At 61.6% G+C, this 20,846-nt stretch carries 21 protein-coding genes; 17 read left to right on the top strand and 4 right to left on the bottom strand.

Going from position 1 to position 20,846, the window contains the following annotated elements:
* The first annotated feature begins 26 nt into the window (after positions 1–26).
* Complete coding sequence (locus HMPREF2996_RS06600; RefSeq protein ID WP_070446197.1) at positions 27–1,121, top strand: mannose-1-phosphate guanylyltransferase; 1,095 nt, start codon at positions 27–29, stop codon at positions 1,119–1,121.
* 533 nt (positions 1,122–1,654) lie between these two features.
* Positions 1,655–1,903 carry a WhiB family transcriptional regulator gene (locus tag HMPREF2996_RS06605; protein WP_005528147.1) on the top strand — a complete coding sequence of 83 codons (249 nt, stop codon included), beginning with the start codon at positions 1,655–1,657 and terminating at the stop codon, positions 1,901–1,903.
* Positions 1,904–1,986: 83 nt separating this feature from the next.
* Here the strand turns inward: HMPREF2996_RS06605 and HMPREF2996_RS06610 are convergent, their stop codons facing one another.
* A complete protein-coding gene (locus HMPREF2996_RS06610) occupies positions 1,987–2,457 on the bottom strand; it encodes a metallopeptidase family protein (protein ID WP_070644146.1) in 471 nt (156 codons plus the stop codon).
* Positions 2,458–2,550: 93 nt separating this feature from the next.
* Here HMPREF2996_RS06610 and HMPREF2996_RS06615 point away from each other — a divergent pair, with 93 nt between their 5' ends.
* Positions 2,551–2,994: a DUF3499 domain-containing protein gene (locus tag HMPREF2996_RS06615; protein ID WP_012714896.1), complete on the top strand. Its 444-nt coding sequence runs from the start codon at positions 2,551–2,553 to the stop codon at positions 2,992–2,994.
* A 67-nt stretch (positions 2,995–3,061) separates the two neighbouring features.
* Positions 3,062–4,429 (top strand): phosphomannomutase/phosphoglucomutase, encoded by a 1,368-nt coding sequence (locus tag HMPREF2996_RS06620; protein ID WP_070644141.1) that lies wholly within the window; start codon positions 3,062–3,064, stop codon positions 4,427–4,429.
* A 139-nt stretch (positions 4,430–4,568) separates the two neighbouring features.
* Here HMPREF2996_RS06620 and HMPREF2996_RS06625 read toward each other — a convergent pair whose 3' ends face one another.
* The gene (locus HMPREF2996_RS06625) at positions 4,569–5,921 is read right to left on the bottom strand and encodes an FAD-dependent oxidoreductase (protein WP_070730642.1); all 1,353 of its coding nucleotides are present in this window, start codon (positions 5,919–5,921) and stop codon (positions 4,569–4,571) included.
* A 229-nt stretch (positions 5,922–6,150) separates the two neighbouring features.
* Between HMPREF2996_RS06625 and HMPREF2996_RS06630 the strand changes: the two genes are divergently transcribed.
* From HMPREF2996_RS06630 to HMPREF2996_RS06645, 4 genes are read left to right on the top strand one after another with little or no spacing between them, the layout of a single operon-like run.
* Positions 6,151–7,821 carry a nitrite/sulfite reductase gene (locus HMPREF2996_RS06630; RefSeq protein WP_070644137.1) on the top strand — a complete coding sequence of 557 codons (1,671 nt, stop codon included), beginning with the start codon at positions 6,151–6,153 and terminating at the stop codon, positions 7,819–7,821.
* Complete coding sequence (locus HMPREF2996_RS06635; protein WP_070644136.1) at positions 7,818–8,072, top strand: hypothetical protein; 255 nt, start codon at positions 7,818–7,820, stop codon at positions 8,070–8,072. The genes HMPREF2996_RS06630 and HMPREF2996_RS06635 overlap by 4 nt, the downstream gene beginning before the upstream one ends.
* Before the next feature lie 11 nt (positions 8,073–8,083).
* The gene (locus HMPREF2996_RS06640) at positions 8,084–8,776 is read left to right on the top strand and encodes a sirohydrochlorin chelatase (protein WP_070711168.1); all 693 of its coding nucleotides are present in this window, start codon (positions 8,084–8,086) and stop codon (positions 8,774–8,776) included.
* Complete coding sequence (locus HMPREF2996_RS06645; RefSeq protein WP_070730644.1) at positions 8,769–9,764, top strand: sulfite exporter TauE/SafE family protein; 996 nt, start codon at positions 8,769–8,771, stop codon at positions 9,762–9,764. Before HMPREF2996_RS06640 ends, HMPREF2996_RS06645 begins: the two co-directional genes overlap by 8 nt.
* A gap of 9 nt (positions 9,765–9,773) precedes the next feature.
* On the opposite strand, the gene cobA is transcribed toward HMPREF2996_RS06645, so the two are convergent.
* On the bottom strand, positions 9,774–10,502 hold the full coding sequence (gene cobA, locus HMPREF2996_RS06650) for a uroporphyrinogen-III C-methyltransferase (protein ID WP_070719610.1): 729 nt from the start codon (positions 10,500–10,502) through the stop codon (positions 9,774–9,776).
* A 29-nt stretch (positions 10,503–10,531) separates the two neighbouring features.
* On the opposite strand from cobA, the gene HMPREF2996_RS06655 reads away from it, so the two are divergent.
* Complete coding sequence (locus HMPREF2996_RS06655; protein ID WP_246822997.1) at positions 10,532–11,485, top strand: exopolyphosphatase; 954 nt, start codon at positions 10,532–10,534, stop codon at positions 11,483–11,485.
* A gap of 9 nt (positions 11,486–11,494) precedes the next feature.
* The gene (gene manA, locus HMPREF2996_RS06660) at positions 11,495–12,724 is read left to right on the top strand and encodes a mannose-6-phosphate isomerase, class I (RefSeq protein WP_070730647.1); all 1,230 of its coding nucleotides are present in this window, start codon (positions 11,495–11,497) and stop codon (positions 12,722–12,724) included.
* A gap of 92 nt (positions 12,725–12,816) precedes the next feature.
* On the opposite strand, the gene HMPREF2996_RS06665 is transcribed toward manA, so the two are convergent.
* A complete protein-coding gene (locus HMPREF2996_RS06665) occupies positions 12,817–13,731 on the bottom strand; it encodes a DNA-directed RNA polymerase II (protein WP_070730649.1) in 915 nt (304 codons plus the stop codon).
* A 372-nt stretch (positions 13,732–14,103) separates the two neighbouring features.
* Between HMPREF2996_RS06665 and HMPREF2996_RS06675 the strand changes: the two genes are divergently transcribed.
* From HMPREF2996_RS06675 to hpf, 7 genes are all read left to right on the top strand, one after another.
* Complete coding sequence (locus HMPREF2996_RS06675; RefSeq protein WP_070446169.1) at positions 14,104–14,457, top strand: DUF4259 domain-containing protein; 354 nt, start codon at positions 14,104–14,106, stop codon at positions 14,455–14,457.
* Between the two features lie 44 nt (positions 14,458–14,501).
* A complete protein-coding gene (locus tag HMPREF2996_RS06680; RefSeq protein ID WP_070730652.1) occupies positions 14,502–15,122 on the top strand; it encodes a dTMP kinase in 621 nt (206 codons plus the stop codon).
* Position 15,123: 1 nt separating this feature from the next.
* A complete protein-coding gene (mtrA, locus tag HMPREF2996_RS06685) occupies positions 15,124–15,810 on the top strand; it encodes an MtrAB system response regulator MtrA (RefSeq protein WP_070446165.1) in 687 nt (228 codons plus the stop codon).
* 69 nt (positions 15,811–15,879) lie between these two features.
* Positions 15,880–17,553 carry an MtrAB system histidine kinase MtrB gene (gene mtrB, locus HMPREF2996_RS06690; RefSeq protein WP_284762979.1) on the top strand — a complete coding sequence of 558 codons (1,674 nt, stop codon included), beginning with the start codon at positions 15,880–15,882 and terminating at the stop codon, positions 17,551–17,553.
* Positions 17,550–19,259 carry an MtrAB system accessory lipoprotein LpqB gene (gene lpqB / locus HMPREF2996_RS06695; protein WP_070446161.1) on the top strand — a complete coding sequence of 570 codons (1,710 nt, stop codon included), beginning with the start codon at positions 17,550–17,552 and terminating at the stop codon, positions 19,257–19,259. The genes mtrB and lpqB overlap by 4 nt, the downstream gene beginning before the upstream one ends.
* Before the next feature lie 21 nt (positions 19,260–19,280).
* Positions 19,281–19,961: a ComF family protein gene (locus tag HMPREF2996_RS06700; RefSeq protein ID WP_049754559.1), complete on the top strand. Its 681-nt coding sequence runs from the start codon at positions 19,281–19,283 to the stop codon at positions 19,959–19,961.
* A gap of 170 nt (positions 19,962–20,131) precedes the next feature.
* Complete coding sequence (hpf, locus tag HMPREF2996_RS06705) at positions 20,132–20,776, top strand: ribosome hibernation-promoting factor, HPF/YfiA family (RefSeq protein WP_010189188.1); 645 nt, start codon at positions 20,132–20,134, stop codon at positions 20,774–20,776.
* Positions 20,777–20,846 lie beyond the last annotated feature (70 nt).

Here is a 20,846-nt window from a genome sequence, read left to right on the forward strand (position 1 = left end):
TATCTGAAAAGAGATTAAGGAACGATATGACTGAATCAGCGCCCCAGTGGGGATCGACGGCCGATGCCGTCATTCTGGTGGGAGGTCGCGGCACCCGTCTGCGCCCGCTGACGATTGGCACGCCGAAGCCGATGTTGCCCACGGCCAACTACCCATTCCTTCAGCACTTGCTTGCTCGTATCAAGGAAGCAGGAATCGAGCACGTGGTGCTTTCTACTTCCTATAAGGCGGAGGTCTTTGAGGAGTACTTCGGGGACGGCTCCGAGTTGGGCTTGGAGATTGAGTACGTGGTGGAGGAGACCGCTCTGGGCACTGGTGGCGGTATCCGCAATGTCTATGACAAGTTGCGCCAGGATACGGTCATGGTGTTCAACGGTGACGTTTTGTCCGGAATGGATCTGAACGGCATCCTCGATACGCATCACTCCAAGGATGCGGATGTGACGATGCACCTGCTCAACGTTGCTGATCCTCGCGCTTTTGGTTGTGTTCCGACGGATTCTGAGGGCCGGGTGACGGCCTTTTTGGAGAAGACTGAGGATCCGCCGACGAACCAGATTAATGCTGGCTGCTACGTGTTCAAGAAGGATGTTATCGAGACCATCCCGGCAGGCCGCGTGGTTTCTGTCGAGCGCGAAACCTTCCCGCAGCTGTTGGAGTCGGGCCGCCTTGTGGTCGGACACGTGGACAACTCCTACTGGCGCGATATGGGCCGTCCGGATGATTTCGTCCGCGGTTCCTCTGATCTGGTGCGCGGTATTGCGCATTCGCCGTTGTTGGTGGGCCGCACGGGTGAGTCCGTGGTGGATGAGTCCGCGGGTATTGCCGGTGGCGTGCTCCTTCTGTCTGGTACGGCGGTGGGCCGCGGTTCCGTCATTGGGGCGGGTTCGCGTTTGGATGGCACGGTGGTCTTTGATGGCGTGACCATTGAGCCGGGTGCCATCATCAACAATTCCATCATTGCCTCGGGTGCGCACATTGGCGCCAACGCGCACATCGATGGCTGCGTTATCGGTGAAGGCGCCACTATTGGCGCGCGCTGCGAACTGCAGGGCGGCATGCGCGTCTTCCCTGGTGTGAGCATTCCGGACGCGGGCGTGCGTTTTAGTTCCGACGCCTAAGTGCTGCCGCGCAGTGGAATAAAGCGATAGGAAAGCGCGGAGAGCAGGGGGTGTCTCTCGGCGCTTTCCTTTTCTTGTGTTTAGTAACGGCGCCGAAGGCTAAGCGATACGCATGGCCGTGACTCGTGGTTTTCGTGGTGCGAATGGGATCCATGTGTTTTGCCGGACTGGGTGGCGACACGCCGAAGAAACCTTGGAATTGTTCACAGGATAGGGGGAGGGCACTACATGTAGTACCCCCGACGATTACCCCCCGACTAGGAGATCTGTGACTGATGTGAAAGTTGGGGACTCTGTACAGCGTTTTCGCTGGAGCTGCGCAAAAATCTTCCGCGACAGGTTGACGATATTTAGTGATTCGGTGTGAAATGACATCAGTGTAATAAACGGCACGGCGGGCGCGGCACCGAAAAATCTTTTCGGTGTAGGGTCGGTGCCACCGAATTAAGAGAGAAACGACCTCGGAGAAAGGAAGCAGCGTGGACAATACAACGAATAACGGCGCTATTCTCCGTGGCGGTGCTGCTGCAGAGATGTCGCTCGATGAACTCTTTGGTGCCGTCGAGCAGGAGTGGCAAGACCAGGCGCTGTGCGCCCAAACGGACCCGGAAGCATTCTTTCCTGAAAAGGGAGGATCTACCCGCGAGGCTAAGCGTATCTGCCAGGCCTGTGCGGTGCGTGATGAATGCCTCGAGTATGCCCTGGAGCATGATGAGCGCTTCGGAATCTGGGGTGGACTGTCAGACCGTGAGCGTCGCCGCCTCAAGCGTGAAATTGGTTAGAGCGTAGCGCAACCGCGAGCGAACAACCTTACTTCCCCTTTGTTGTTGGGCTTAGAGTTCAACAGTAAGGGGGAATAGTGGTTTTACCAGGTAAAGCGCGGATCAATATCTCCTGGATCGACATTGAGATAATGTGCCACCAGCGCGGTGAGCACTGTGGACAGTAGTTCTTCGCGCTCCTGGGCAGAATGCACACGCTCCTCCACGGGCATGCGGAAGATGACCAACCGTGCGCGTGTGGGCTGCCCATCGGAATCGACCCCTGCGGGGACAATGCGTCCGAGCGGAACCGGGCCATCGGCGATGATTTCATCCGGCATCACGGTCATATCCACGGATAGGCGCATTCGGGGCACGGTATCGACCGCGAGATCGAGCCCGGTGAGCTGTTCCGCGAAAGCATTGTGGATGGGTGCGTAGGCCTCCAGCACGGCCATGTCGAAGCGCTCAGCGCTGCTGCGATAGCGCGGTGTGTTGTGGGGGAGCAGGGGTCCGCGTGCACCGCGGCCATGGCGGTGGCGGGCCGGGCGAATATGCGGGCGGGGCGTGCTCATGCGGCTTAGTTTAAGCCGCCCGGAACAGGGCTTGCGGCGAGACGCGCCGCGCTGGACTATCTAAATCTCAAGTTAGGGTTTAGACTTGGGCCCGTGAATAGCTCTCGCCATTGCTCCCGCCCCGGCTGCGGCCGTCCCGCCGTGGCGACGTTGACCTATGCCTACGCGCAGCAAACCGCCGTCGTGGGCCCACTGTCTGAAGAAACCGATCCCCACGCCTGGGACCTGTGCGAAAAGCACAGCGCCCGCATCACCGCCCCGCAAGGTTGGGAGATGGTGCGCGTTGACCGCATCGAACTCGATGAGGATGATGACCTCACCGCGCTCGCCGAAGCGGTCCGCGAGGCCGGGCGCGTGACCACAGGCTTGGTGGATGATTCCACTGCTGGTTCCGGTGCCGATCCCATTGACTATTCCGCCACCTTCGACGGCGCCGATCCGCGTAACTCCAACCACCCTGTGTTCCGCACCCGCCGAGTGCACGATGCCCGCCAGCGCCGCCGCGCTCACCTGACTGTGGTGCCGGACGCAGAGTAGCCATTCGGGCGCTTTCTAGCCCGTCGGACGCAGATCACCGCGTCCGACGGGGGTATGCTTGTGGGCTATGCGAACTCGTGAACAGCTCAATGCAGTGATCAAGGCCTATGACGTCCGTGGTGTCGTGGGCGAGGACATCGATGAGAACCTCGTGCGTGATACTGGTGCGGCCTTTGCCGCGATTCTCCGTGGGGAAGGGGAGAGCACCGTGGCGGTGGGCCATGACATGCGTCCTTCCTCCCCGCAGCTGGCCGCTGCTTTCGCGGAGGGCGCTGCTGCGCAGGGCCTCGATGTTATCCATCTCGGTCTGACGTCTACCGATGAGCTGTACTTTGCCGCCGGCCACCTGAACTGCGCGGGCGCTATGTTTACCGCCTCCCACAACCCGGCGAAGTACAACGGCATCAAGCTGTGCCGCGCGGGTGCTGTTCCGGTGGGCCAGGAGACAGGTCTGGAGCAGATCAAGGACATGCTGATCGACGGCATCCCGGCCTTCGACGGCGAGCCGGGCACCGTCACTGAGCGTGAGGTTCTGCCGGACTACGCGGCATTCCTTCGCGGCTTGGTGCCGCTGGAGAACTCCCGCCCACTGGTCGTGGCTGTCGACGCAGCGAACGGCATGGGTGGACACACCGTCCCGGCGGTCTTTGAGGGGCTGCCTTTCGACGTGCGTGACCTCTACTTCGAGCTGGACGGCACCTTCCCCAACCACGAGGCGAACCCGCTAGATCCGAAGAACCTGGTGGACCTGCAGAAGTTCACCGTTGAGCAGAAGGCGGATATCGGCCTGGCTTTTGATGGCGATGCGGATCGCTGCTTCGTGGTGGATGAGAAGGGCCAGCCGGTGCCGCCGTCTGCTATTTGTGCACTGGTGGCGGAGCGCTACTTGGACAAGTTCCCAGGCTCCACGGTCATCCACAACCTGATTACGTCGAAGACGGTTCCGGAGCTCATCGCGGAGAAGGGCGGCAAGGCCGTGCGCACCCGCGTGGGCCACTCCTTCATTAAGGCCCAGATGGCCAAGGAGAAGGCGGTCTTTGGTGGTGAGCACTCCGCTCACTACTACTTCCAGGAATTCTGGAATGCGGACTCCGGCATGCTCGCGGCCATGCACGTGCTGGCAGCCCTGGGTGAGCAGGACAAGCCGCTGAGCGAGCTGATGGCCCAGTATTCGCGCTACGAAGCCTCGGGAGAGATTAACTCCACCGTGGAGGATCAGAAGGCAACGACCCAGCGCGTGCTGGATGAGCTGGCGGACAAGATTGAGTCCGTCGACGAGCTCGATGGCGTGACCGTACAGTTGAAGGGCACCGAGGCCTGGTTCAACGTCCGCGCCTCCAACACCGAGCCGCTGCTGCGCCTCAACGTTGAGGCTAAGACTGAAGACGAGGTGCAGGCCATCGTCGACGAGGTCCTCGGCATCATCCGCGCCTAGCGTGTGAAGGCACGTGCCTTCACACGAAGGCCTCGAGCCTTGAGACGAAAACTGCCCTATCTGACGATTTTCCCCGCGTTCATTGCGGCGGGAGCGATAACTTCGTCAGATAGGGCAGTTTTAATTGGGACGAGCCGGCTTAGTCGCGCGAGTGGTTGACCATCTCTTCCCACTCGACAAGCTTCTTGCGCTCGCGACCCTCGGCCTCACCCAGGGCGCGCTCGGCGGCGTCAAGCTTCTTCCAGCCCTCCCAGGTCAGGTGCTCCAGGCCCTTGGACTTGAAGAGCTCGACGATGTCCTCGTCACGGGAGTGGGAGAGGTTGCCCGCTTCGGCGTCGGCAAGCAGCATGCCGATGGTCTCCGTGGCATCGGACTTGGTGTTGCCGATGAGCCCCACCGGGCCGCGCTTGATCCAGCCGGTGGTGTAGAGGCCCGGGACGATATCGCCGTCGAGGTCAACCACGTGGCCGCCGTCGTTGTTGATGACGTTCTTCTGCTTATTGAAGGGAACGCCCTCGATGGCATCGGAGCGGTAGCCCACGGCCAGGTACACGGCCTGTACCGGCCACTCGGTGAACTTGCCGGTGCCGGAGACAGAACCATCGCCGTTGAGTGCGGTGCGCTCGGTCTTCACAGCGGTAACCTTGCCGTTTTCACCGATGAACTCCACCGGCTGCTCGAAGAGGTGGATCTGTAGGGTGTGCGGGGCATCCTTCGGCTCACGGATGGCGTAGCCTTCCAGAGTCTGGCACACCAGGTCGCAGGACTTGGCCTCTTCGCGGGCCTTGAGGGAGGCTTCGTCGTAGTCGATATCCTCCGGGGCCACCACCACGTTGATGGTCGGGGAGTGGTCGAGCTCCTTGAGCTCCAGCGGGGTGAACTTGGCCTGCGCCGGGCCGCGGCGGCCGAAGACGCGGACGGTGGTGGCCTGGTTCTTGGCCAGGGACTCATAGACGTTGTCGGGAATCTCGGTGGATTCCTTGAGCTCATCGCCGGTCTTGGCCAGGATGCGGGCGACGTCGAGGCCCACGTTGCCCACGCCGATCACGGCGACGTCGGTAGCGGAGAGATCCCAGGAGCGCTCGAAGCGTGGGTTGCCGTCGTAGAAGCCAACGAATTCGCCGGCGCCGTGGACGCCCTCGAGATCGGAGCCGGGGATCTGCATGCCCAAGTCGCCGACGGCGCCGGTGGCGAAGACGATGGCGTCGTAGTACTCCTCGAGTTCGGAGACGGTGACATCGCGGCCCACGTTGATGTTGGACAGAAGGCGGATCTGTTCGGTGTCGAGCACTCGGTGCAGGGAGTTAACGATTCCCTTAATGCGCGGGTGGTCCGGAGCCACGCCGTAGCGGATGAGCCCGAAGGGGGCGGGCATCTGCTCGATGAGATCGATCTGAACGTTGCCGCCGGTTTTCTTCACCAGGATGTCGGAGGCGTAGATGCCGGCTGGGCCGGCGCCGATGACGGCTACTTTCAGGGGCTGCTGGGTCATGATGGCCTTTCGGAATGTTGTAGTAACTAACGAAAGCTTAGGTCTAAACAAGCGTGGGTTTCATTGAACCGGCTTGTCTGCTGTAGGGCAACTGGGCCTAATTACATTCGGAGAACATTGTGGCATAAACCCAGCGTGCTTTGCATATTCGGGAGAAAATAAAAAAGACCGCTTTGTCTGTTATTGCTAGACCGGTAGGTTTTCACTAACCGACGAAAGGCAGCAAATTATGACCACCGCCACACAGCGAAAGCCACGTGCGAAGAAACCGGAAGGCCAGTGGAAGATTGACGGCACCGCGCCGCTGAACTCCGACGAGGAAATCAAGCAGGCCGACGACGCCCTAGCAGTGCGTCAGCGCGTTATCGATATCTACTCCAAGCAAGGATTTTCCTCGATTCCCGCAGAGGACCTTGCCCCACGTTTCAAGTGGTTGGGTCTATATACCCAGCGCAACCAGAACCTAGGCGGGGAGATGACATCCAAGCTCAGCAACGCCGAGCTACAGGACGAGTACTTCATGATGCGCGTGCGCTTCGACGGCGGCCGCGCGGATCCCGCCAAGCTGCGGGCGGTGGGAGAGATTTCGCGCGATTATGCGCGCTCCACCGCGGACTTTACGGACCGCCAGAACATCCAGCTGCATTGGATTCAGATTGAAGATGTCCCCGCCATCTGGGAGAAACTGCGCTCTGTGGGGCTGGATACCTTGTTGGGCTGCGGCGACGTGCCCCGCGTCATTCTTGGCTCACCGGTAGCGGGGGTGGCTGCCGACGAAATTATCGACGCCACCCCAGCCATCGAGGAGATTAAGAATGACTACCTCCTGCGCGATGAATTCCATAACCTTCCGCGTAAATTCAAGTCCGCCATCTCCGGCAACGTTCGTCAGGACGTGACCCACGAGATCCAGGACGTTGCCTTTGTGGGTACGCAGCATCCGGAGTACGGCCCGGGCTTCGATTGCTTCGTGGGCGGAGGACTGTCCACGAACCCGATGCTCTCGCAATCCCTCGGCGCGTGGATTCCGCTCGAGCGCGTGCCGGAGGTGTGGGCCGGTGTGGCGCGCATCTTCCGCGACTATGGCTTCCGTCGCAACCGCAACCGCGCGCGTCTGAAGTTCCTGGTGGCGCAGTGGGGCATTGAGAAGTTCCGCAAGGTACTGGAGGAGGAATACCTCGACGCGCCGCTTCTCGATGGCCTCCCGCTCCCCGTCGCCCCCGGCAACCGCGATCACGTGGGCGTGCACCGCCAGCAGGACGGCAAGTTCTACGTCGGCGTGAAACCCACCGTGGGGCATGCCACTGGCGAGCAGCTCATTGCCATCGCCGACGTGGCCGAGAAATTCGGCATCAGCCGCATTCGCACGACACCGATGAAGGAGCTGCTTTTCCTCGACGTGGAAGAAGAGGACATTCCCGCGCTGTCACGTGCATTGGATGAGACGGGCCTATACTCCCAGCCCTCGGAGTTCCGCCGCGGCGTCATCTCCTGCACCGGCCTGGAGTTTTGTAAGCTCGCGCACGTGACCACCAAGGCCCGCGCCATCGAGCTCGTCGACATCTTGGAAGATGCCCTCGGTGACCTCGACGTCCCGCTGTCTGTTGCCCTCAACGGCTGCCCCAACGCCTGTGCGCGTTCGCAGGTAGCGGATATCGGGCTCAAGGGACAGATCGTGACGGATGCCGATGGCAACCGCGTTGAAGGTTTCCAGGTCCACCTTGGCGGCGCCCTCGGGCTATCTCCGGACTGGGGCAGAAAGCTGCGTGGGCACAAGGTGGTGGCGGATGAGGTTCCGGACTATGTCATTCGCTTGGTCAACAAGTACAAGGAACAGCGCGAAGACGGCGAACAGTTCCGCCACTGGGTCTTGCGCGCGGACGAGGAGGACCTGCAGTGAATTTTCGCCGTCAACCTAACCCCAACCGCAATCACCCAGCCTTTTGCCCTTATTGCGCTGGGACAAACCTTTTCCCAGATGAGGAAGATGATTTTGCCTGGAAGTGCGAAGAGTGCCTCCGCATCTTTTCTGTACGCTTCCACGGCCAAGACGATGCCCCCGTAGCGCCCGCGCCGGCGGTCTCCTCCGCGGAGGCGCTGCAGCGCTCTCTCGCTCGCCGCGGCCATTCCACCGCGAAAACTCAGAATTAAGGAAACCCACCATGACCGCCCCGACCGCTACCACGGCATTACTAACCTTGTCACACGGCTCACGCCACCCTGAGGCTGCAGCGAACGTTATGGCCCTGACCCACGCCGCTGGCGAATTGGCCGGTGTGCCGGCCACCGCCGCACACTTAGAATTCAATAACCCGCCACTTGATGAGGCGGCGCGCTGCCTAGCAGCGCAAGGAATACGCGAGGCGGTCGTTGTGCCATTGCTCTTTACCGAGGGCTACCACCAGCGCATCGACGTTCCTGAAGCTGTGGCCCAGGCTTCTGCGGCATCTGGAGTGCGCCTTCACCAAGCCCGTGGACTCGGTACCGGTGAGGACATGGCGCGTCTGCTGGCAGAGCGAGTTCCAGAGGGAACAGATACCGTTGTGCTCTATTCTGTCGGCTCCTCCGATGAGCGTGCCAACGCCGCCGTTGCTGGTCTAGCGCGTCGTGTCGGTGAGCTTGCCGGTTGCACAGCGAAGGTTGCCTATGCCACGCGCGGTGCGCGCCAGCCCGTTGACTCGGGCGGAGAACAGGAGGTCGTCGTGCCACTCTTTGTGAGCCCTGGCCTGCTTTTAGATCGCCTCGACGAGGATGCAGGGCGCAGCGATGGGGAGACTCGGCAGATTCTCCCTCCGCTGGGTGAGGCACTCGCCGGCATTGTTTCCCACCGTTATGCGGAGGTGGCCCATGCGTAGCCTCATTCTCATCGCGGTTGCGGGTGCCGCCGCGCAGCTTGTCGACGGTGGCATCGGCATGGGCTTCGGCGTCACCTCCACCACCATCCTGCTGCTAGCTGGCTTGGGACCCGCGACGGCCTCCGCCGTGGTGCACGCCTCGGAGCTGGGTACCACCTTGGTCTCCGGAATTAGCCACTGGCGTTTTGGCAACGTGCACTGGCCTACGGTGCTCAAGCTCGGTGTGCCGGGAGGCCTGTCAGCCTTCATCGGAGCGACGGTTCTGTCTAACCTTTCTCTCGAAGCTGCCGCGCCCGTAACGTCTGCGATTCTCGTGGTCCTAGGCATCAACCTCGTCTGGCGCTTCTCGCGCCCACGGAGCCGCACATCGCAGGAAACTCGACAGCACTCCACTCCTCTTCTCGCGGGGCTCGGCGTGGTGGGAGGCTTTGTCGATGCTTCAGGCGGCGGTGGGTGGGGCCCGATTTCCACCTCGACGCTCATGGCGGTCGGCCGTGAGCAGCCGCGGCGCATCGTCGGCACGGTCAACACTGCAGAATTCCTCGTTACTTTTGGTGCCACGGCGGGCTTCATCGTTGGCCTCTGGGAGGAGATCGTGGCTAACGCTGCCGCGGTTGTAGCGTTGCTTATCGGCGGGGTGATTACCGCACCGATTGCAGCCTGGCTCATCTCGCGCATCAACCCCACGCTCCTTGGGGGATTCGTGGGCACGGCTATCGTGACGCTCAACATTCCTAGAGCACTAGGGTGGGCGCTGGCGCATCAGCAGATCCTTCTGCTGCAGGTCGCTGCGCTGGTCCTCGGAGTTGCTCTCACGGTCTGGGCGAATCAACGCCGGGCTCGATCCGCGCAGGGCGCGGAGGGGGATAGCGCTTCGCAGCAGCGCACCGGCAGCCGTGTCGTTGAAACGACGGAGCCGACCGGCCGCGAGGGCGCCCATGCGGGAAGCTCCGCGGATTCGGAGGACGAGCGCGTCGGAGTTGAGTAGAACTTGGCGCTAGAGCCCGGCAACCTCACCGATGACGATGACCGCCGGGGGAGCCACCGAGTTCTCTTCCATCGTGGCCCCTAGCTCAGCCAACTCGCACTGGAATGCTCGTTCGCCATCGAGGGAGCCTTCCTGAATGATGCGCACGGGGGTGTGGGGCGACAGGGAGGCGTCGATCAGCGCAGCAGCGATGGCAGCCGCGTTCTTGACACCCATGATGACGGACAACGTAGCCCCAGATTGCGCCAGGGCTGCCCAATCCACCAAAGACTTGGGATGGCCTGGCGGCAGGTGCCCGGAGACCACCGTGAAGGCATGGACGACGCCACGGTGCGTCACCGGCGTTCCCGCCAGTGCGGGCACCGCGACCGCCGAGGTCACCCCGGGGATCACTTCCGCCGGGATGCCCGCTTCCGTAAGCGCAGTGAGTTCTTCGAAACCACGCCCAAACACATAAGGATCCCCACCCTTGAGGCGGACCACGCGGCGCCCCTGGCGGGCGTTGTCAACCAGAATCTCGTTGATGCGCTCCTGGGCCACCTGGGCGCGGTAGGGGATCTTGGAGACGTCGATAAGTTCCTTGGTGCCTATATCGCACAGCTTATCCAGCTGGGCGGTAGGACCGAGGTGATCTGCCACGATGACCTCGGCCTCCTGCAGCGCCCGCATGCCACGCACGGTGATGAGATCCCACGCGCCAGGGCCGCCGCCGACAAGGACTACCGGATGAATGCTCATGGCCACTAATCCTAGCTATGCTCGGGCCTATGACTTCCTATGACCCCGAAACCGTGGGCTTCTTTGACATTGCCCACGAAGGCGCCCAGGCGCGCGTGGTGGCTGCATCCGTGCCGGAGCTTGCTCGCGTGCTGGGCGGACTCCGCCCGCGCAGCGTCGTCATCCTTGCCGCCGACCAAGTTTCCCGCGCTGCCGCTCACGTTGCTGTGGGCCTAGCTGAGCCCGCTGAAGTCCCCATCATGGTCAGCGAGTCACTACCGCGCTTTACCGGTGCCCTCGATGTCGTGGTGGTGGCGGGGGATAGCCCGTGGGCGGAGCGCGCGCTGCATACTGCTGCGCGCCGGGGTGCTACGACAGTCCTTCTCAATGAGATCGACGACGCCCCCGAGGACACCATCGTCATTGCCAACCTACCCACCGCCGAAGGGATCTCCCCGGTGCGCGTGATTACAGCTGTGCACGCGGTGTACGCGGTGCTGAGCGAAGACCCAGTTCTCGTTTCCCGCCGTGTGGAGGACGTCGCCGATGCAGTGGACCGTGAGCTGGAAGCACTATCCCCGCAACGTGACTCCACGACGAACCCTGGGCGCGCGTTGCGTGAATTCGTAGAGGGCGGGCGAGTCATCCACAGCTGTGGGCCCGATCCTTATGCGCTGTCGGAGGAGCGTACGCGCGTGCACCTTGACGCGCTTGTTGCCCGTATGGCTGGTGCGCTGTGGGCAGCCCACGGGCTGGGAGGGACCGTTGTTGATGCGGAAGGCTTAGGGCCGATTCTGCAGACAGACCCGACTGATATTTTCTATGACCCGTTTGAAGCGGAAGAGCCTTTGGTACCCTTGAGAGTTGTTTTATGGGGACAGGAAGAGGCGAACCTTCCCCACTCTTTCGCAGCAGCGAGCGCCGACACCTCCTGTGGGGAATTGGCCCGCGCGCTGCAGCTGATTACGCGCAGTTATGCCGCGACCGCCTACGACGTGAAATAGAGGATTTCAATGAAGTTGCTCACCAGCGCTGCCCGCAATTATTCGTGGGGTTCGCGCACGCTTATCCCGACGCTGCTCGGCGAGCCGGAAGCCCACAGCCCGGTAGCAGAGCTGTGGTTCGGTGCGCATCCGGCTGACCCTTCAACGATTGGGGAGGAGAAGCTGGATGAGATCATCGCGGCCGACCCCGAAGGACAGCTGGGACAGCGGGTGGCTGACAAGTATGGTGCCGGCCTGCCCTTCTTGCTGAAGATTCTGGCAGCCGCCGAACCGCTATCGCTGCAGGCGCATCCTTCGAAACAGCAGGCCGAAGAAGGCTTTGCCCGCGAGAACGCGGCGGGAATCGATCTCGCGGCAGCTAATCGCAACTACAAGGATGACAACCACAAGCCGGAACTCATCGTGGCGCTCACCGAGTTTTACGCCATGGCGGGATTCCGCCCCCTTGCGCAGACCCGCAGCCTCTTCGCGGCTTTGGAATGCGAAGAACTAGCGCACTATGAAGGCATGCTTGATGCGGATCCAGCCGCCGAAGGCGATAGTCTCCGCGCGCTGTTTACCACCTGGATTACTATCCCTGGCCCCAAGCGCAAGGAACTGATCAATGCGGTGGTGGCTGCTGGTGAGCGACTGTGCAGCACCCAGGCAAGTGAGCCGTGGATGACCACCGTGATGGGTACCGTGGCCAAGCTCAATGAACAGTACCCAGGTGATATCGGCGTTCTGGGAGCGCTTCTGCTCAACCACATTGTCCTGCAGCCGGGGGAGGCGATTTACCTCGACGCCGGGCAGCTGCATGCCTATGTCTCCGGCTTAGGCGTAGAGATCATGGCCAACTCCGATAACGTGCTACGCGGCGGATTGACCCCGAAGTTCGTTGACGTTCCTGAACTGGTCAAGGTCCTCACCTACGAGGCGGCTGAAGACCCGCGAGTGGAGTTAGTGGATGCCTCCGAAACCGGAAACGTGAAGGGCGCGAAGGCATGGTCCTATCCGGTACCGATTGAGGAATTCCTGCTGGACCGTGTAGAGCTTTCCGGCGAGGAGAGCGTCGATGTCGACAGCGATGGCCCGATGATTCTGCTGTGTACCTCCGGCGCAGCTGCGTTGAGCAACGCGGAGGCAGAGAGCCTCAACTTAAGCGCGGGCCACGCTGCGTGGCTCCCTGCCAACGACCCTGTTGCTACCGTCCGCGCTGCCGGCGCCGAGGGTGCTGAGGTATTCATCGCCCGCGTCTAAGCCCATGGCGTGCGGCCAGCCTTAAAACTGCGCAGCTGCCCAGGCTTTGTGTGCGCCTGGGCAGCTGTGAGGGGATTTAAGTGTGAGAGAATTTAAGCCGACTCTGTGATCGCCGGTCCGGGAGTTGGCTCGGGGGAGCTTTCAGCTGGAGCAGTGGCGGTGGGGGTTGCTGCAGAAGGTTCCTCGGCGACGGGGGTATCATCCGTCGGTGCCGCTGGGGTGGGAGCCTCGTTGCTTCGATGAGTCTCGGCGTCGCGCCCCGGAGCTTTCGCGCCATCGCCGACTAGTGGGGCGGTTCCTTCCCACGGTTTCTTGCCTGCTTCGCGGGGTTCTGCGGGGGTCTCAGCATCAGGTGCGGGAGCTTCGTGGGTGAACCCAGCTGGCCGCGGATTGAAGGACTCAGGGGAGTCAGAAGGTTCTTCAGGCTGTGGCTGCCCGGAGGACTGCGGGCCAGCGTGGTGGTCCTCCGTTGGGCTCTCTTGTGGAACGATCGTCGGTGACTCCGGTGTGGTCGGCGGCTGCGTCGGTTCTGAGCTCGGCTGAGGAGAGCCCGGTACTGGCGACCCAGGGGCCGTCGTAGCGGAACCTTCAGATGGCGGCGCAGTGGGCGCCGTGCTGAGCGGCGCCTGCGGGTACTGCGTGTTCGGCGTTACCTGCGGCTGCTGGTTCTGCAGCGAGGAGACATTATCAGGGCGGTAGACAGCCGTGGGCGCAGCCGGTTCCGTGCGGTTCACCACGGCATTCGGTGCCAAGTACGGATCCTCCGCGGGTGCGGCAACCTGAGTCTGGGACTGCTTGGAGCGCGTCGAGGTCGGGGAGGCCGTGGTGGTGTAGGAGTGCGTTGCCGAAGATGACGTGGCCGGAGCGCTTGAGGCAGCGGTGGCGGCGGAGGGCTTGGATACCACGGAATCCGGCGCGCTCATGCGCCAAACTGCGATGCCAACGGCGACGGCGCACAGGAGGCCTGCCACGACGAAAGTCACAATGCGGCGAGGGGTGCTCGTCATGCGGGGCGCTCTCCTTCCTACTCAAATTGCTGCGCAAAAGCCTGCTCAAATGTCACAAGACGGTAACAACGATAACACGAAACTGAGGATAGTAAATGGGCTGGGCAATAATCCCCACGCGCTTCTTATGCGAGCCGGTCTTCGGTGCGCTGTAGAAGGAGAGAGAAATGTGAAAGAGGAAGGAAAGGTAGATAGCTAGTGCCGTAATAAAACGGGCCCGCAGGAGCAAGCCTTGCATACGTGCGCCTAAAGAATGGTAGAACTTGGATTAGATAGCGGCTGCGCGGCGTGCCCCGCCTGCGAATCCGCACCGGCCCACCGTGGATATAAGAACACAGACCCCTAATTCACCAGAGCATAAAGGAGAAAACAATGAGCTCATGGGATGAAGACATCTTCGCTGACGAGGCCAACGTCGACTTCTTGGATGAACTGGCTGATCTAGAGGATGAAGAGATCGTTGCTGCGGTCGATGATGCCTGCGCGCTTGCGGCTTCAGGTGAGGCGCAGACTGAAGAGGAGCAGCGCAACGCCCTAGCGGCGGCCACGATTGCTGCCATCTGGGCAGGTGCTCCGTTCAGCGCCGGGGAGGTCGTTGAGGACTACCCCTTCATCCGGGATCTCGCCGGCTCCGGCAGCGAGAACCTGAACGAAAACGCCCTCGAGCTGATCGAAGGTGTGGAAGAGGACTATGACCTTGAGCCCTTCATTGAGGCTCTGTCGTAGAGCCAGCTTTCCTAGAAACAGCTCGAGCACCAGATACACCAAGCATGCTGATCAGTATTGAAGGAATTGACGGCGCGGGTAAGAACACCATCACCCAGCGCTTGCGGGAAGAACTAGCCTGCGATGTCGAAGTCTTAAGCTTCCCGCGCTACGAAGACTCCATCCATGCCCAGCTCGCGCAGGAGGCGCTCTACGGGCGTATGGGTGACCTCACCGATTCGATCTACGGGATGGCCACGCTCTTTGCACTGGATCGGCGCGGCGCCAAGGAACAGCTCCTCACCGCCGCTGCGTCCTCGGACTCTCTGCTCATTCTGGACCGTTATGTTGCCTCCAACGCCGCGTACTCTTCCGCGCGGGTGGGAGGGGAGCTCATTGTCGATTGGATTTATGAGCTCGAATTCGAGCGCTTCGGCCTGCCGGTGCCGCAACTGCAGATCTTTTTGGATACCGACGTAGCCATTGCCGGCCAGCGTGCCGTGGCCCGTGCAGCAGAGGATGAGGGACGCAACCGCGACCGCTATGAACGCGATGCCGCGCTGCAGTCACGCACGGCGGCTGCCTACCGTCGGTTGGCGGAGCAGCAGTGGGCAGGGCGGTGGATCGCCACCGCGGATGCCGATATGATTATCCAAGCTGTCAAGGAGCTTGTAGGAGAACAATAACGTGGCACCGAAAATCTTGGTCGTGGATGATGATCCGGCGATTGCCGAAATGCTTACCATCGTGCTCGAGGCGGAAGGGCTGGAACCTATTGCCGTCAACGATGGTAATGAGGCCATCCCGGCCTTCCGCGAGCATGACCCCGATCTGATCCTGTTGGATCTCATGCTTCCGGGCATGAACGGCGTTGATATCTGCCGTGCCATCCGTACCGAGTCCTCGGTGCCTATCGTGATGCTCACCGCAAAGACCGATACCGTCGATGTGGTCCTTGGCCTCGAATCGGGCGCGGATGACTACATCACCAAACCCTTCAAGCCGAAAGAGCTCATCGCCCGTATCCGTGCGCGCCTGCGCCGGATTGACGGGGGTACGAGCGAAATAATTGAGGTAGGGGACCTGCTTATCGACGTCCCCGAGCACACCGTCACCCGTAAGGGCGGCGAGGAGATCTCGCTGACCCCGCTAGAGTTCGACCTCCTGCTGGAGATGGCTCGAAAGCCCGGACAGGTGCACACCCGCGAGGCGTTGCTCGAATCCGTCTGGGGTTACCGCCACGCTTCCGATACTCGCTTGGTCAACGTGCATGTTCAGCGCCTGCGCGCAAAGATCGAGCACGACCCAGAAGATCCACACATCGTGCTCACGGTGCGCGGTGTGGGATACAAGACTGGAAAAATCGCCGAGTAAAGGACTACCGCTATTTTTGGTTGGTTAAGGCGAGCCCGGGATGGCGTCGTCGAGCGCTGGCGCACGTCCCTGCAGACACGTGTCTTGGGCATGATGCTGGTCGCCTCCACGGTGGTCATGATCATCCTGGCGTATGCACTGGTGTCGGTGTTGACACAACAGCTCGTGAGCCAGAAGGAAGACACCGCACTGCAGGAGCTCGACCGCGCCCGTGTGGCCGTGGAGCAGCAGATCGATGCCACCGGCACAGCAAATTCAACGCAGGTGCGCATCAACTCTGCGCGCGCCGCCTTGGGCCAAATGTCGGCGCAACAGCCCGATGCCCAAGCCGTGTATGAGCCGGTCATCGTCGTGGAAAACTCAGACGGCACGGCCACGACCTCGCCGGAGGGCTACCGTATTCCCGATGGGATGCGCGAGCTCGTCGGCCGCGGTCAGGTTGTCCAGCAATATGCCACGGTGGACCAGCAGTCGGGGGCGACCTATAACGCGTTGATGGTGGGCACACCCATCGAAAGTGATATCCCGAATACCCAGGTCTACCTCGTATTGTCCATGGAGTCCGAGGAGTCCACGATGGCGCTTATGCGTGGTCTGCTCTCGGCTGCCGGAGTGGTGGTCGTGGTCCTCCTCGTGGGTATTGCCTGGCTGGCTACCCAGCAGGTGATCGTCCCGATTCGCTCCGCATCCCGCATTGCACAACGATTTGCCGCCGGCCACCTGCGCGAGCGCATGGTGGTCAACTCGGATGATGAGATGGGCCGCCTTGCTTCCTCTTTCAATGACATGGCAGACAAGCTGTCAAAGCAGATTACCCAGCTGGAGGAATATGGCGACCTCCAGCGGCAGTTTACTTCCGATGTCTCTCACGAGTTGCGCACGCCGCTGACGACGGTGCGCATGGCGGCGGATGTCATCGCGGAAGACGCAGAAGAGTTCAACCCCTACACCAAACGTTCGGCGGAGTTGCTCATCAAGGAGCTGGACCGTTTCGAGGACTTGCTCGCGGACCTTTTGGAGATCTCTCGCCACGATGCAGGCGTGGCTGATTTGTCCACAGCCTCCCTTGACATTCGCTCCTGCCTGGACTCCGCACTGAGCCAGGTGGAACACCTCGCCGCCGAGTTGGGGGTGGAGGTTATCGTTCATGCCCCAGAGGAACCCGTGGCTGTGGAATGCGATTCGCGCCGCGTCGAGCGCATCTTGCGTAACCTGCTCGCGAACGCCATTGATCACTCTGAAGGCAACCCCGTCACCGTGGATATCGGCGCGACTGAGGATGCCGTTGGCATCGCCGTCACCGATTCTGGCGTGGGACTCAAGGAAGGTCAGGAGGAGCTGGTTTTCAACCGCTTCTGGCGCGCGGATTCCTCGCGCAAGCGCCACTCAGGCGGAACCGGCTTAGGCTTGGCCATCGCTCGCGAGGATGCCGTGCTCCATGGAGGCACTCTGGATGCCATCGGCTACTTCGGCACCGGCTCGCGCTTCCGTCTAATCCTGCCACGCACCCCGGGGGAAGCGGTGGAATCTGAGCCCATTGCCCTCGAGGTCCCGGGCGCTCCGAAGCCCGTCGAAGCGGAGGAACAGTCCGCGCTCGACGTGAGCACTGAACTAGGAGCCCCTGCAGTAAAGGCAGAGCCGGATAACGGGATAGTGTGGCCCTCGGAGCGCGAAGCGCGTGGCGCGGAAGCGCCGTTCAATCAAGACATCGTCCCCGATTTCGACGAGGAGGCCCAGCGATGATTCCGGCCCGCCGCTCACTCGCAGTGCTCAGCTGCGTCGCGCTTACTACCCTCGTCGGGTGCTCGACTTTGCCGCATAACACTGATCCCCAGGTGATCGGCACCTTTGAACCTCATGAGCGGGCAGACGATGCCGTCGTGGAGCCCCGCACCGATAGCGAACCGGACCTCTTAGTCCGTGACTTCTATTCGGCCGTGGCGATTCCCACTGGCAACTACGCTGCTGCCCGCACCTTCCTTGCCTCCGAAATCGCTAATTCCTGGGATCCCACGGATACCGTGCTCGTCGTGGACTCCATCGACCTTGTGACCTCAAACATGGAAGACGGTGCCCTCGAGTATTCAGTGCGCGGCAACATTATCGGCCGTCTGGCGAATGGCGGGGCCTATGTCCCGGATAACTCGCGTCTTGAGGCGACTGTCCGCCTGCGCCAGTTCAATGGGCAATGGCGCATTACCGACCTGCCTACTGGCGCGGTGATCGAGCGCACGGAACTGCGCAACCGCTACCGCCCGCAGTCGCTGTACTTCTTCGGTACAACCCAGCGCCTACTGGTGGCGGACCGTCGGTGGCTCTACTCGGGAAAGGACTCGATCGCTTCAGAGTTGGTCACCCTCCTGCTACAGGGTCCGTCTTCCGATATCGCTCCGGCGACCTCCACCTTGATCCCGAAGGATGCCACTTTCTTAGGCATCAACGATGGTGTGTATGAATTCAGTGGGATGTCAGCAATGAGCCAGGAGGAGCGCCTTAAATTTGCCTCCCAGTTGGTCTGGACTCTCAACAACGCGGAGATCACTAATTCAGTTCGCGCCACCATCGATGGCAGCCCCTTGGTTGACAACATGGAGGAGATGACCATCGATGATTTCGCCGAGTTTAACCCAGAGGTAGCTGCCCAATCCGTGCCCAAGCTCTACGCCGTCAACGACGGCTCCCTGCTGGAAGTCAAGGGCGAAGGTAGCACCGAGGTACAGGGCATGGCCGGCCAGATCCATGACATCCAGTCCGCCGATATCTCGGATGAGGGGATGGTGGCCGCGGTGCGTAAGCGTTCTGAGAAGGAATCGCAGCTGGCGATGGGCGAGCTCGGCCACGGACTCAAGGGTTCGGTCAAGGGCGAAACCCTAGCCCGCCCCACCTTTGAGGTGGGCGGCCAGGTGGCGTGGACCGTTGTTGACGGCAAACATGTAGTCCGTGTGACGCGTTCGCCGGCGACTGGCGAACTGAGTACCGCGGAGGTGGACACCTCTGCACTGGAGAACATGGAGGGAGAGATCTCGGTCATTCGACTGTCCCTCACGGGAGCCCGTATCGCCATGATCATCGACGGCAGCATTTACACAGGCGTGGTGGCCCGCGCGACCTCGGGCGAGCGGCGTATCGTCAACATCCACCAAGTTGGTCCAGAGCTGACCGGCTCGGCCTTGTCCGTGGAGTGGCAGACGGATGGTTCTTTGCTCGTGGGTACCTCGGCGTCGAATTCGCCCGTGTGGCGTATTGAGCAAGACGGTTCCTCTGCTACCACCTTACCTACCGGAAATATCACCGCGCCGGTGGTGGCGGTGGCTTCCTCGCCGTCGACGCACTACGTCACCGATGCGCATGCTCTACTGCAGCTTCCCGCAGGCGGATCTGAACGCTCGTATTGGCGTGAAGTCGAAGGCCTGCAGGGAGTGCGATCCTCACCCATCATCGCGCGCTAGAGTCGCGCTAAAGTGGGGCGCATGCCGAAGAATCGGGGGATAGGGGAGGCCACGGCCGCTCTCGTGGAGCTTTTCTTGCCACGCCCCTGCGCTGGGTGCGGGGGAGAAACAGCTGCGGGCGGGGTGTTGTGCGCTTCCTGCCAGGAACACTTGCGGCAGGTTCCACGCCGGGTGGAACGGCCGCGGCCCCTGGGGTTTCCGGCATGGGCTCTTGGTCCCTATTCCGATACTCGCCGTGGTGTCATCATCGCCATGAAGGAACACGGGCACCACGCAGTGCGTGCTCACCTCGGGGCGGTGTTCGCTGCCGGCATCGATTACTTGCGCGCCCGCGGTGATATCCCGGAGACTGGGTTGCTCGTGCCAGCGCCGACGCGCGTGTCCTCGGCTCGTCGCCGCGGTGGCGATCCTGTTGCCGCGCTGTGCCAGGCAGCGGCTGCCAGGCTTCCAGGCTGGGCTGTGGTTAATGCCCTGAGCACGGCTGAAAGCAGTGCGGATCAATCAGAGCTCAGCGCCGTGGAGCGCGCCGATAACATGCGGACAGCCGTGCTGTTGCGTCCCGCCGCCCGCGAACTGGTGGGGAAGAACGTGATGCTTGTCGACGACGTCATCACCACCGGCGCAACTCTGCGTGCTAGCGCCGCGCGTGTATGGGCTATCGGGGGTGACGTCGCGGGCGCGATTGTGCTGGCAGATGCGTAGGGCGGGCCATCATCATGCATGAGTGTAGGGGCCAGTCATCGTGTAGGTTATGACCAGTGGTAACATGAGGGGTGTCACAGGGAAGCGGGCTTCCGGCTCCTTATCACAGGCTTGTAGAAGTCCGCAGAATGTGCAGTCATTCAGTCCCCACGAGTATAGGGAGGCATTTCATGTCCCAGCAGACCAACGCTCAGGTCACCATCACCGGCCGTAACGTGGAGGTTCCGGAGCACTTCCAGGAACGTGTCACTGAAAAACTAGCCAAGATCGAGCGCCTTGATCCGACCCTGACCTTCTTCCACGTGGAGCTGCAGCACGAGCCGAACCCGCGCCGCGAGTCCGAGGCAGAGCGTCTGCAGATCACCGCTACCGGTAAGGGGCACATCGCTCGCGCCGAGGCGAAGGAAGATTCTTTCTATGCGGCACTCGAGACCGCTCTGGGCAAGATGGAACGCTCCCTGCGCAAGGTTAAGGTGCGCCGTGAGAACGTGAAGTCCGGCCACCGCGCCCAGAAGGGTACTGGTCAGATCGCCGCTGAGCTGGTCGCTGAAGCTGAGGCAGCTAAGCCCGCTAAGGAAGAGCGCTACATCGATCCCTACGCCGAGACTGTCGAGGATGTTCGTCCGGGCCAGGTTGTCCGCTTCAAGGAGCACCCAGCAACCCCGATGTCTGTTGATGATGCGCTCAGCGAGATGGAGCTGGTCGGCCACGACTTCTACCTCTTTATCAACGAGGAGAACAACAAGCCTTCTGTGGTTTACCGCCGCCACGCATTCGACTACGGTCTTATTTCCTTGACGGATGCTGATGCTTAAGGCCTGAGCCTTAAAGGCCGTAGGGCCTAATACACAGGCTCCCTGCACCGCAGCGCACACGCGCAGCGAG

This window comes from Corynebacterium sp. HMSC066C02, from assembly GCF_001814945.1.
GTDB lineage: Bacteria > Actinomycetota > Actinomycetes > Mycobacteriales > Mycobacteriaceae > Corynebacterium > Corynebacterium aurimucosum.